The organism is Pseudomonas sp. TREG-RG-20F-10-E-6-01, assembly GCF_022662455.1.
Lineage (GTDB): Bacteria > Pseudomonadota > Gammaproteobacteria > Pseudomonadales > Pseudomonadaceae > Aquipseudomonas.
Map to the genome: position 1 here is coordinate 101,720 of NZ_JAKNQP010000010.1, position 12,314 is coordinate 114,033.

9 protein-coding genes are annotated in these 12,314 nt (G+C 59.0%); 5 read left to right on the forward strand and 4 right to left on the reverse strand.

Annotated features, from left to right (window positions below; translation table 11 throughout):
• Positions 1–125 precede the first annotated feature (125 nt).
• The 5 genes from rbfA (at position 126) to L8K08_RS24160 (ending at position 5,040) form a co-directional block, all read left to right on the forward strand.
• Positions 126–521, forward strand: coding sequence for a 30S ribosome-binding factor RbfA (rbfA, locus tag L8K08_RS24140; protein ID WP_016973761.1), 396 nt, complete (start codon positions 126–128; stop codon positions 519–521).
• 3 nt (positions 522–524) lie between these two features.
• Positions 525–1,442 carry a tRNA pseudouridine(55) synthase TruB gene (gene truB, locus L8K08_RS24145; protein ID WP_106579253.1) on the forward strand — a complete coding sequence of 306 codons (918 nt, stop codon included), beginning with the start codon at positions 525–527 and terminating at the stop codon, positions 1,440–1,442.
• Positions 1,443–1,557: 115 nt separating this feature from the next.
• Positions 1,558–1,827 (forward strand): 30S ribosomal protein S15, encoded by a 270-nt coding sequence (rpsO, locus tag L8K08_RS24150; protein ID WP_003176135.1) that lies wholly within the window; start codon positions 1,558–1,560, stop codon positions 1,825–1,827.
• 194 nt (positions 1,828–2,021) lie between these two features.
• On the forward strand, positions 2,022–4,127 hold the full coding sequence (gene pnp, locus L8K08_RS24155) for a polyribonucleotide nucleotidyltransferase (protein ID WP_242200405.1): 2,106 nt from the start codon (positions 2,022–2,024) through the stop codon (positions 4,125–4,127).
• Positions 4,128–4,419: 292 nt separating this feature from the next.
• Positions 4,420–5,040, forward strand: a complete 621-nt coding sequence (locus L8K08_RS24160) for a BON domain-containing protein (RefSeq protein ID WP_242200406.1) — start codon at positions 4,420–4,422, stop codon at positions 5,038–5,040.
• A gap of 288 nt (positions 5,041–5,328) precedes the next feature.
• On the opposite strand, the gene L8K08_RS24165 is transcribed toward L8K08_RS24160, so the two are convergent.
• The 4 genes from L8K08_RS24165 to acs form a co-directional block, all read right to left on the reverse strand.
• Complete coding sequence (locus tag L8K08_RS24165; RefSeq protein ID WP_242200408.1) at positions 5,329–8,262, reverse strand: DUF748 domain-containing protein; 2,934 nt, start codon at positions 8,260–8,262, stop codon at positions 5,329–5,331.
• 87 nt (positions 8,263–8,349) lie between these two features.
• Positions 8,350–9,366 (reverse strand): class I SAM-dependent methyltransferase, encoded by a 1,017-nt coding sequence (locus tag L8K08_RS24170; protein WP_242200410.1) that lies wholly within the window; start codon positions 9,364–9,366, stop codon positions 8,350–8,352.
• Positions 9,367–9,420: 54 nt separating this feature from the next.
• Complete coding sequence (locus L8K08_RS24175; RefSeq protein ID WP_242200416.1) at positions 9,421–10,290, reverse strand: oxygenase MpaB family protein; 870 nt, start codon at positions 10,288–10,290, stop codon at positions 9,421–9,423.
• A gap of 16 nt (positions 10,291–10,306) precedes the next feature.
• A complete protein-coding gene (acs, locus tag L8K08_RS24180; protein WP_242200419.1) occupies positions 10,307–12,244 on the reverse strand; it encodes an acetate--CoA ligase in 1,938 nt (645 codons plus the stop codon).
• Positions 12,245–12,314 lie beyond the last annotated feature (70 nt).

The window sequence follows — 12,314 nt, forward strand, 5'->3', positions numbered from 1 at the left end:
ATGCAGATGCCCCGCGCAGCGTACGGACTCTAAACGCAACGCCCGGTCTGGCTTTTGTCAGGCCGGGCGTTTGCCGCTTTCAGACCCCACGGGTTTCACCGTGTGGCAGTAACAGGTAACAAGACATGGCAAAAGAATACAGCCGTACCCAGCGTATCGGCGATCAGATGCAGCGCGAGCTGGCCCAACTGATCCGTCGCGAAGTCAAAGACCCACGCGTTGGCCTGGTCACCATCACCGCCGTTGAAGTGAGCCGCGACGTAGGTCACGCGAAGATCTTCATCACCGTGATGGGCCAGGACAGCAGCGAAGAAATCGCGCAAAGCATCAAGGTGCTCAACTCGGCCGCAGGTTTCCTGCGCATGCAGTTGGCCCGCGAAATGAAGCTGCGCAGCGTGCCTCAGTTGCACTTCCACTACGACGAAAGCGTCGTGCGTGGTGCGCACCTGTCGGCGCTGATCGAGCGCGCCGTGGCTGAAGACAGCCAGCACCCTTCCACACCTGAAGACGCCAAGGAGTAAGCGGTGGCTCAGGTCAAACGTATCCGTCGCAACGTCAGCGGCATTATTCTGCTCGACAAGCCCATTGGTTTTACCTCCAATGCTGCCTTGCAGAAGGTTCGCTGGCTGCTCAATGCCGAGAAGGCCGGGCATACCGGCAGTCTCGACCCCCTGGCCACCGGCGTGCTGCCGTTGTGCTTTGGTGAGGCGACCAAGTTCTCGCAATACCTGCTCGATTCCGACAAGGGTTACGAAACCCTGATGCAACTGGGCAAGACCACCACCACGGCCGACGCCGAGGGTGATGTTCTGCAGGTTCGCGACGTGACCGTTGGTCGTGCTGATATTGAAGCTGCTTTACCCGGTTTTCGTGGGCAAATCAGTCAGATACCGCCGATGTACTCGGCCCTCAAGCGTGATGGCCAGCCTCTGTACAAGCTGGCACGTGCGGGCGAAGTAGTGGAGCGCGAACCGCGTTCTGTTACTATTGCGCGCTTGGAATTGCTCGCCCATGAAGGCGACACTGCCCGCTTGGCCGTGGACTGCAGCAAAGGCACCTATATCCGTACCCTGGTGGAAGATATTGGTGAAAAGCTCGGTTGCGGCGCGTACGTTGCAGAACTGCGACGCACCCAGGCCGGTCCTTTCAGCCTGGCCCAGACGGTCACGCTGGAAGAGTTGGAAGCGGTACACGCCGAAGGCGGCAATGAAGCAGTTGATCGCTTCCTGATGCCATCGGACAGCGGTTTGCTGGATTGGCCATTGCTGCACTTCTCGGAGCACAGCGCGTTCTACTGGCTCAACGGCCAGCCGGTGCGTGCCCCGGACGCTCCGAAGTTCGGTATGGTGCGGGTACAGGATCATAACGGTCGCTTCATCGGTATCGGTGAAGTGAGCGAAGACGGGCGCATCGCGCCGCGTCGACTGATTCGGTCAGAATGACCGAACGAGTGTGGCTGTTAACAGGCACGGTCAACACTCATTTTTAGATACAGGGATTTGTCCCTGGCCTGTTGAGATCACCCTTTGGGTGGTTTCCTGAAAAAAGGATTGCCTCATGGCTCTCGACGTTCAAGAAAAAGCACAAATCGTAGCTGACTATCAGCAAGCTGTTGGTGACACTGGTTCGCCAGAAGTGCAAGTTGCACTGCTGACCCACAACATCAACAAGCTGCAAGGTCACTTCAAGGCCAACGGTAAAGATCACCACTCCCGTCGTGGTCTGATCCGCATGGTAAACCAGCGCCGTAAGCTGCTGGACTACCTGAAAGGCAAGGATCTGGGTCGTTATCAGGCTCTGATCGGTCGCCTGGGTCTGCGTCGCTAATCAGCGATTGCGCTAGAGGTTGGTTGTCTGCCGTGTGTCAGTGGGGTTCCCGCTGGCCCATGGCAGGCTCCCAGCCTCAAGTTTTATCTGGATACACGTTTTACCCTGGACGAGCGTCGGGCCGATTCCCGGCATTGCCCAAGAATTTCGCAAGAAGACAAGTTCCCCAAGAGCCACAAAGAAGGTAGGACACCGTGAACCCGGTTATCAAAAAATTCCAGTTCGGTCAGTCGACCGTTACCCTCGAGACAGGCCGTATCGCCCGTCAAGCCTCCGGCGCAGTGCTGGTCACCGTTGACGACGACGTCACCGTATTGGTGACCGTTGTTGGCGCCAAGACCGCTGACCCAAGCAAAGGCTTCTTCCCTCTTTCCGTTCACTACCAGGAAAAGACTTACGCTGCCGGTAAGATCCCTGGCGGTTTCTTCAAGCGCGAAGGCCGTCCTTCCGAAAAAGAAACCCTGACTTCCCGACTGATCGACCGTCCGATCCGTCCGCTGTTCCCAGAAGGTTTCATGAACGAAGTGCAGGTTGTCTGCACCGTCGTTTCCACCAGCAAGAAGACCGATCCGGACATCGCTGCGATGATCGGTACTTCGGCTGCCCTGGCCATCTCCGGTATTCCTTTCGATGGCCCGATCGGCGCAGCTCGCGTTGCTTTCCACGAAAGCACCGGCTACCTGCTGAACCCGACTTACGAACAACAGAAAGCGTCGAGCCTGGACATGGTCGTTGCCGGTACGTCGGAAGCCGTGTTGATGGTTGAATCGGAAGCCAAAGAGCTGACCGAAGACCAGATGCTGGGCGCGGTACTGTTTGCTCACGACGAGTTCCAGGTTGTGATCAACGCTGTTAAAGAACTGGCTGCCGAAGCTGCCAAGCCGACTTGGACCTGGGCTCCACAGGCTGAAGCGACTGAACTGCTGGGTGCGATCCGCGCCGAGTTCGGCGCTGCCATCTCCGACGCCTACACCATCACCGTCAAGGCCGACCGCTACGCTCGCCTGGGCGAGCTGAAGGAGCAGGTTGTGGCCAAGCTGTCCGGCGAAGAAGGCCAGCCTTCTTCCAGCGACGTCAAAGCTGCCTTCGGTGAAATCGAATACCGCACCGTTCGCGAAAACATCGTTAACGGCAAGCCGCGTATCGATGGTCGCGACACGCGCACCGTACGTCCGCTGAACATCGAAGTCGGCGTTCTGCCGAAGACTCACGGTTCGGCTCTGTTCACCCGTGGCGAAACCCAGGCTCTGGTTGTTGCAACACTGGGTACTGCCCGTGACGCACAGCTGCTGGACACCCTGGAAGGCGAGAAAAAAGACCCGTTCATGCTGCACTACAACTTCCCTCCGTTCTCGGTAGGTGAGTGTGGTCGCATGGGTGGTGCTGGTCGTCGCGAAATCGGTCACGGCCGTCTGGCCCGTCGTTCGATTGCAGCCATGCTGCCTGCCGCCGACGTGTTCCCGTACACCATTCGTGTTGTGTCGGAAATCACCGAGTCCAACGGTTCCAGCTCCATGGCTTCGGTCTGCGGTGCTTCCCTGGCGCTGATGGACGCTGGTGTGCCGATGAAGGCACCGGTTGCCGGTATCGCCATGGGCCTGGTTAAAGAAGGCGAGAAGTTCGCCATCCTGACCGACATCCTGGGCGACGAAGACCACCTGGGCGACATGGACTTCAAAGTAGCCGGTACCGCTAAAGGTGTTACCGCGCTGCAGATGGACATCAAGATCAAGGGCATCACCGAAGAGATCATGGAAATCGCTCTGGGCCAAGCCCTGGAAGCGCGCCTGAACATCCTCGGCCAGATGAACCAGATCATTGGTCAGTCGCGTACCGAGCTGTCGGAAAATGCTCCGACCATGATCGCGATGAAAATCGACACCGACAAAATCCGTGATGTTATCGGTAAAGGCGGCGCGACCATTCGTGCGATCTGTGAAGAGACCAAGGCTTCGATCGACATCGAAGACGACGGCTCGATCAAGATCTTCGGCGAAACCAAAGAAGCTGCAGAAGCTGCACGTCAGCGCGTTCTGGGTATCACCGCAGAAGCCGAGATCGGCAAGATCTACGTCGGTAAAGTTGAGCGCATCGTCGACTTCGGCGCATTCGTCAACATCCTGCCGGGCAAAGACGGTCTGGTGCACATCTCCATGCTGAGCGACGCTCGTGTTGAGAAAGTGACCGACATTCTGAAAGAAGGTCAGGAAGTGGAAGTGCTGGTACTGGACGTGGACAACCGCGGCCGTATCAAGCTGTCCATCAAGGACGTAGCAGCAGCCAAGGCTTCGGGCGTTTAATTACCCGGCCTCACGCTGAAAAAAAGGACTCTTCGGAGTCCTTTTTTATGCGCTTAGGAAAATGCCGATAAATCAGAAGCTTAGTAAATCCCAAAAGCCGCAACTTGCATGCAAGGACGGCCTTCTTCATGCAAGTTGCACGATTCCGAAAATTGGTCATTTTTATAAGTTATTGTTTTATAAGGATTTAATTCGAAAATCTAACTTGGCACACTGCCTGCAATAATCCTGGTAACGCTGCAGCATCAAGGTTTACCCACTGCAGACTTTCAATAAAACAGGAGTTACTCGTATGAAGAAGTTCGCTCTCGCTACTGCTACCGCTCTGACCCTGGCCATGGGTGCTAACGTGGCCTTTGCTCAGACTTCCCAAGCTCCAATGACCATGGCTGCTGGCGAAATGACCAAAGCCAAAGAATCCACTTCGGATACTTGGATCACCACCAAAGTCAAAGCTGACCTGCTGACCGAGAAAGGCATTCCTGGTTCGGACATCAAGGTTGAAACCAACAAAGGTGTGGTTTCCCTGTCGTCGACCGTAGCGATCTCTGATTCGCAGAAAGCCACCGCAGTAGCAATCACCAAGCGCATCAAAGGTGTGACCGCTGTTTCTGCTGACGGCCTGCTGGCAGGCGGCGCAACTAAAGCCGACAACGTCGACAAAACCAAAGGCGCAGCAGCTGACGCCAAGGGCGCCACTTCCGATACCTGGATCACCACCAAAGTGAAAGCTGACCTGGTAACCGAGAAAGGCATTCCTGGCACCGACATCAAAGTCGAAACCAACAAAGGCGTAGTTTCTCTGTCCTCTTCGGTCGCTGTGACTGAAGCACAGAAAACCACCGCGGTGAATATCGCCAAGAAAATCAAAGGCGTTAAAGCTGTATCGGCCGATGGCCTGAAAGCAGAGTAACGCTTAACTGTTCGTCTGAACTGAATAGCGGCGGCTTAGGGCGAGTTAGATATCCACCCAAGGCACCTCTGGAGTTCATGCGACCGACCACACGGATGTGGTCATTACAGGCCCCGGCACTTGTGTCGGGGCCTGTTCTATTCTGGGCGCAAACAAAACCCCAGGCCGAGCACAAACAAATGTGGGAGCTGGCTTGCCTGCGATAGCATCACCTCGATTCAACTGAATGACCGAGGTGTCTGCATCGCCGGCAAGCCAGCTCCCACATTTGGATGGGTGTCTCAGGTGTTACTCAGCATCCAGATGCATTGGGGTTACCACCCGGCCATCCTTCTCCGCCTGCCCCAGGTTGGCATCGATGAAGTACACCCGGTCATCTTCCAGCTGGCCCTTGTCCACCAGGTAGTCCTTGATGGCACTGGCTCGGTCTTGCCCCAGTTGACGCAGCAGTACATCACTGGCGCCCCAGAACTTGATCAGCCCGTCACGCAGCTTCGCGGTGCGTTCATCGCTGCTCAGGTCTTTCCACTCGGCCGGCGGTTGTTGTTTCAGACGGGTGCGGTAGATGCCTTCCAGCAACGGCGCTTTTTCCTTCTCGGGGACGACCAGCAGCGAAGCCTGGGCCGGAACCTTATCGCCACGGCGCTGCAGTATCTTGTAGTAGTTGTATTGATATTCACGTTCCAGTCGCTCAGCGGCGAGCAAGGGACCGTCACTGCTGGCAGCCGCCGTGCCTTCGATTTCAAGGCGCAGGGTAGGGCGCTCTTTGAGTGCCTTGGCCAGGGTATTCAGCGCGCCTTGAGCGTCTTTGTTCAATTCGCTGGAGCCTGGGGCGAACGACACATTGCCCAAATCTTCCGAGCCTCCGCCCGTGACCAGCCCACCGATGAACTTGAACGGCGCCGTCGCCGCGCGCACCACCAGGTTACGCAGGGTTTGCCAGACAATCGGCATCACGCTGAATTGCGGGTTGTTCAGGTCGCCGGTGACCGGCAGTTCGATGGAGATCTTGCCGTCGGAGTCCTTGAGCAGGGCGATGGCCAGGCGAATCGGCAAATCCACGGCGTCGGCGCTGTCGACTTTCTCACCCAGTTGCAGTTGCTCAACCACCACTTTGTTTTCAGCCTTCAACTGGCCTTTGGTGATCACATAATGCAGGTCCAGGTTGAGCCGGCCCTTGCGGATGCGGAAACCGGCAAACTTGCCGGAATACGGCGTCAACGTGGTCAACTCGACGCGTTTGAAGCTGGTGGCGATATCCAGCGCCGCCATCGGATCAAACGGGTTCACGCTGCCTTTGATGGTCACTGGCGCATAGCGATCCACCTTGCCCTTGATGTCGACGCTGGCCGGTTTGGCTTGGCGACTGTCAATGGTGCCGATCTGCCCGTTGAGCTGTTGAATGGCCGTGGCAAAGTTGGGCGTGAGGCTGAAGTCGGCAAAGTTGGCCGAGCCGTCATTGATCGCGATCTGCCCTATGTGGATGCCCAGCGGCTTATCTTTGCTGGCCGCCGGCTTGGCTGCCGATTTGGCGCCACTGTCGGCCGGCTGCGGGATCAACAGGTCATCGATGTTGGTGGTGCGGTCATCATTGATCATGAAGCGCGCGTACGGTTGCAGCAGGTTGACCTTGTTGATCGACAGGCTGTCGCCGTGTTGATAATTGACACCTTCGAGCACCAGGCGCTGCCATTTGAGGAAGTCGCGGGTCTTGAGCGTGTCCAGGGTGTGCAATTGGTCGACCTGAGCGCGGCCGGTGACCTGAAGCGCCAAGGGCTCGGTGCTCTTGAGGTTCACATCCAGGTTGCTGCCCAACATGCCGCTGCGCAGTTCCAGCCGAATGAACGGGCTGATATAGGACTGAGCAACCCGCAGGTCGATGTCCTGGGTATTCACTTTGAGTTTGGCGCTGACCGGGTTGAGATTGACCTCGCCGGTTGCCTGGATCTTGCCTTGTTTACCCAGGCCGGAGTCGACCTTCAAGGTAAACGGGCTTTGGTTGAGGCTGTCGAAGTTCTGCACATCGACGTTCAAGGGGCCCAGTTCCAGCGCTACCGCAGGTTTGGCCTGACGGTCGGCCAGGTGCACCTGATAGTTACGCAGCTGCACATCCTTGAGCAGTACTTGCCAGGGCTTGCCAGGCGCGGCCGATTCAGCCTTTGGCGAGTCGGCCGTTGCCGGCGCATTGGCGGGCTCGGGCGCCTTGGCCGGCTTGCTCGGTTGGCTGGCGAACAGTTTTTGCCAATCCAGTTGCCCATCGGCTTCGCGGGCGGCCCAGGTTTCCAGCTTGTTGCTGCGAATCTTGCCGACCACTACGTGCTGCTTGGCCAGGTCCACCGTGGTGTCACTGACGTCCAAGCGTTCCAGGCGCACCAATGGGCGGCCATCGGGCGCCTTGATAGCAAACGGCGCAATGCTGGCGGCGGTGTTGGTCAGGTTCAGTTCGGTTTCTTTGGCCAGGCTGAATGTGTAGTCGGTGCTGAAATTCAGCACACCGTCTTCCAGCACGAGCGGCACGGCATCACGAACATACGGCCACCAGGCCTTCATCTTGCCGTCGGTAACTTTCAGCGTGCCCTTGGAGGTGATCGGCACCAGGCTGAAATTGCCTTTCCAGTCGATTTGCCCACCTTCAGGGCCGGCGGCCACCAGCGTCATGTCGGCGTTGTCTTCCGGCAAGGTGCTGAGGTTTTTGAGTTCAAAGTCGAGTTTGTCGTAGAGGAATTCGATCGGTTCGCTGGGACGCAGGTCTCGAAAATGCACATAGCCGCCCGCCAGCTTGATGCTGTCGATGCGCAGCGGGAATGGCTTGGCGTCGGGATCGGCCGGGGTCGGCTCGCTCGGCGGCAGCTTGAACAACTGCGCCAGGTTCAGTTGGCCGGATTTGTCGAACAGCAGCTCGGTCTTGGGTTGGTCGAGTTGCACATCGGCCAGGTGCAGGGCGCGAGTCCAAAGGCTGTCGATCTGCAGGTTGGCGTAGAGACGCTCGAAACCCACTTGCTCTTTGCCCGGTTCGCCGATTTTCAAGCCCCAGGCTGTCACTTCCAGGCTGAACGGATTGAGTTCGATACGCTCGATGCGTGCCGGCACCGTGGCGTAATGGGCCAGCTGTTGATTGGCAATACGAAGGGCGATGCCCGGCAAAATCAGAAAACCCAGCAAGCTGTACAGAGCCAGGGCGGTCAACAAGGCGCCAGCGGCGCGGATCAATCCTTTGGGCATGAGTGACGCCATCTATGTCGAACAGGAGTGCCTTGGAGTATGGCACGGGATTTCGGTTCCGAAGCACCGGGCCGCTTGGGAAAAGTACTACAACTGCAGGATGAGGGTTTTCAACGGTGGCTGCTGGTCCTGGGAAGGGAAGTCGGCACCCGGTGTCATGATTTGCCAGTCGCGTACCGGGCGACCGGCTTTCTCAGCGCAACGCAGCACCTGTTCGCGCCAGTCATCCATGCTGACTTTCGCCAAATTGTTGCAGCAGATCAGCACGCCATTGTCGGCCGTCGCGAGCAGCGCAGGCTTGAGCAGGCTCTGGTAGTCACGCAACAGGTCAACGGTGCCAAAGGCGCTCTTGGCCCATGCCGGTGGGTCGAGCAATACCAGGTCATATTGGCGCTGCTCGAGGCGTGGATAGTTCGGCAGTTTCTGCCCGCGACGTTGAGTGATCGGCAAGCCCGCCAGTTGGCGAATCGCCGGGAAGTAGTCGGACTGCACGAATTGCATGGTTGGCAATTGGGGGTTGAGCAGACCGTTTTCGCGACCGACCGCCAGGTTGCCCTCGGCAAAGTCCAGGTTGCACACCTCACGCGCGCCACCGGCCGCCGCGCTCAGGCCGACGCCGCAGGTGTAGGCGAACAGGTTGAGCACGCTCTTGCCGGCGCTGTGCGCCTTGACCCAGCCGCGGGTGTTGCGCAGGTCCAGGAACAGCAGCGGGTCTTGCCCGGCATGGCGCCCACGCACGCGATAATTGAGGCCCCATTCATGGCCCACCAGGTCTACCAGCGCGGCAGGCTCGGCGCGATACACCGTGTCTTCACGGTCGATCCGCGAGTTGCCACGGGAGCGGTCGTTGTAGACCAGCAGCAATTCCAGGCCCATGAACTGGTTGATCAACTGGTGCAGGTCCAAAAGATCGGCTGTTTCCAGGGATTGGTGGAAGCTCTGCACCAGCAACTGTGTGCCGTAACGGTCGATAGTCAGGCCGCCGGCGCCTTCCTGGCTGCCATGAAACAAGCGGTAGCAGTCAGTGCCTTGGGCATGCAACTCGTGGATCAGGTCTTGGCGGTAATCGAGGGCGGCGCGCAGCGCCTGATTCAAGGAAGTCATGGAGCGCGCCTTGCTGTAAATGGGGCGCGGAGTTTAACAGCTATAGGCGCCGGCCTACATCAACCCCATCCGCCGATGGGCACGCTGCACCGAGCCATTGCGCATCGCCCAGCGCAGCAACGGCGCACTGCGCTTGACCCCGGCGCGGATCATTTGCCGTTGCAGCGGGCTTTGGTGTTGCTCGAGCAGGCTGCTCGCCCAGTCGGGCAGCAAGTCGATCCCGGCCTGCATCATCAGCGCACCAAAAGGTTTGGCCAGCGTGCTGGGTGAGGGTGCATTGAGCAGCAGACGCAACACTTCGCGGCTGCGCTCGTCGCACAGCAGTTGGGGACGAATGCGCGCCAGGTAATCCGAAATTTCCTGCCGTGAACGCGGAACATGCCGCGCGCCCAAGCGTTCGGCCACCAACGCAATTTCACTGTAGTAGCGATCCTGATCCCGCCCCGAAAGGCGAGGGTTGCAGTAACGCAGGTGGGCCGTGAGGAAGTTGCTGACCTCCGCCACATGCACCCACGTCAGCAACGCCGGATCGCTGGCCGCGTAAGGTCGCCCGTCCGGGGCGTGCCCCGTCACTTGCAGGTGAATGGTGCGCACTTTTTCGATCAGCCATTCGGCGTCTTTGCGCGAGCCGAACGTGGTTCCGGAAATGAACTGCGAGGTGCGCCGCAAACGCCCGAGCATGTCCTGGCGAAAATTCGAGTGATCCCACACACCCGCCAGGGCCAACGGGTGCAAGGCTTGCAGCATCAAGGCGCTGATGCCACCAATCAACATGCTGCTGAAATCGCCATGGACTTGCCAACTGATCGAGTCCGGCCCGAACAGGCCTGGATCGCCCTTGGGGTTTTCCAGGTCCAGCTGGCCCAGCGACAGGCCGGTGAGGCTCATCAGCTGGGTTTCGATACGGCTGCGGATAAATTCCATGGCGACTCGAGGGTTCCTAGCGGTTCAGGCGTTTGTCGATCAGGCCATCCACGACGCTGGGGTCGGCCAGGGTCGAGGTGTCACCCAGGCTGTCCAGTTCGTTGCAGGCGATTTTGCGCAGAATCCGCCGCATGATCTTGCCGGAGCGGGTTTTCGGCAAGGCCGGCGCCCATTGGATCAGTTCCGGCTTGGCAAAGCTGCCGATTTCCTTGCTGACCAGCTCAAGCAGGTTTTTCTTCAACGCATCGCTGGGTTCAACGCCATTCATGGGCGTGACGAAGGCATAAATTCCCTGGCCTTTGACGTCGTGGGGATAGCCCACCACGGCGGCTTCGGCCACTTGGTCATGCAGCACCAGCGCGCTTTCCACGTCGGCAGTGCCGATGCGGTGGCCGGACACGTTGATCACATCGTCGATGCGCCCGGTGATCCAGTAGTCGCCGTCTTCATCGCGGCGTGCGCCGTCGCCCGTGAAGTAGTAGCCCGGGTAGGGTTTGAAATAGGTGTCGATCATGCGCTGCGGGTCGCCGTAGACGCTGCGAACCTGCCCCGGCCAGCTGGCCTTGATCGCCAGCACGCCACTGCCGGCGCCGCTGATTGGCTTGCCTTGCTCATCCAACAGCACCGGCTCCACGCCAAACATCGGCTGGGTTGCGCAGCCGGGCTTGATCCGCTGGGCGCTGACCAGGGGGCTGAGCATGATGCCGCCGGTTTCGGTCTGCCACCACGTATCGACAATTGGGCAGCGTTGTTCACCGACGGCGTTGAAGTACCAGTCCCAGGCTTCGGGGTTGATAGGTTCGCCGACACTGCCCAGCAGGCGCAAGCTGGCACGGGAGGTATTCTCCAGTGGTCCGTGACCCTCACGCATCAGGGCACGCAGGGCGGTGGGCGCGGTGTAGAAGATGTTCACCTGATGTTTGTCGATCACTTGCCAGAAGCGCGAGCTGTCCGGGTAGCTCGGCACGCCTTCGAACATCAGCGAGGTGGCGCCATTGGCCAGCGGACCGTACACGATGTAGCTGTGGCCGGTCACCCAACCCACGTCGGCGGTGCACCAGAACACTTCGCCGTCGCGGTAATCGAGCACGTACTTGAAGGTCATCGCCGCTTGCAGCAGGTAGCCGCCGGTGGTGTGCAGCACGCCTTTGGGTTTGCCGGTGCTGCCGGAGGTGTAGAGGATGAACAGCGGGTCTTCGGCGTCCATGGGCTCGGGCGGGCAGTCGTCGCTGGCGGCATCCAGCGCTTGCTGGTACTTGAGGTCGCGGCCTTCGTGCCAGGCAAGGTCAGCACCGGTGCGCTCCACCACCAGCACTGTGCTGACGTTCGGGCAGCTGGCCAGGGCCTTGTCGACGTTCTTTTTCAGCGCCACCGGTTTACCGCCGCGCACGCCTTCATCGGCGGTGATCACGGTGCGGCAGTCGGCGTCGAGAATACGGTCACGCAGGGCGTCCGGTGAGAACCCGCCAAAAACCACCGAGTGCACCGCGCCAATGCGTGTGCAGGCCAGCATTGCGTAGGCGGCTTCCGGGATCATTGGCATGTAGATGCACACGCGGTCGCCTTTTTTCACGCCACGGCTTTTCAACACATTGGCCAGGCGGCTGACGTTTTGATGGAGCTGGCGGTAGGTGATTTTTGCAGACCCTGTCGGATCATCGCCTTCCCAGATGAAGGCAGGCTGGTCGGCGCGTTGCGCCAGGTGACGGTCGATGCAGTTGTAGCTGACGTTCAGTTGGCCGCCGGCAAACCATTGGGCGGCGCCGGTGTGAATGTCTGAATGCTGGACGGTGTGCCAGGGTTTGATCCAGTCGAGAAAGCTGTTGGCCTGTTCTGCCCAAAAAGTGTCGGGTTGCTCGATGGATTGGCGATAGAGGCGCTGGTAGTCGGCTTGACTGAGCTGCGCGGCCTGGCGGACGGCATCGGCGTTGGGGAATGTGCTGATATCGAACATGAGCGGTCCTTATTCTTGTTTTGGCGACAAGTCATAAAGATGCACGCAGTGGGGGGAGGGTTCAAGGCCA

What these genes read in the sequence shown, in the direction of transcription:
- acs (WP_242200419.1), bottom strand. Translation starts at nt 12,244, where the DNA reads ATGTTCGATATCAGCACATTCCCCAACGCCGATGCCGTCCGCCAGGCC.
- L8K08_RS24165 (WP_242200408.1), bottom strand. Translation starts at nt 8,262, where the DNA reads ATGCCCAAAGGATTGATCCGCGCCGCTGGCGCCTTGTTGACCGCCCTG.
- L8K08_RS24160 (WP_242200406.1), top strand. Translation starts at nt 4,420, where the DNA reads ATGAAGAAGTTCGCTCTCGCTACTGCTACCGCTCTGACCCTGGCCATG.
- rpsO (WP_003176135.1), top strand. Translation starts at nt 1,558, where the DNA reads ATGGCTCTCGACGTTCAAGAAAAAGCACAAATCGTAGCTGACTATCAG.
- L8K08_RS24175 (WP_242200416.1), bottom strand. Translation starts at nt 10,290, where the DNA reads ATGGAATTTATCCGCAGCCGTATCGAAACCCAGCTGATGAGCCTCACC.
- L8K08_RS24170 (WP_242200410.1), bottom strand. Translation starts at nt 9,366, where the DNA reads ATGACTTCCTTGAATCAGGCGCTGCGCGCCGCCCTCGATTACCGCCAA.
- rbfA (WP_016973761.1), top strand. Translation starts at nt 126, where the DNA reads ATGGCAAAAGAATACAGCCGTACCCAGCGTATCGGCGATCAGATGCAG.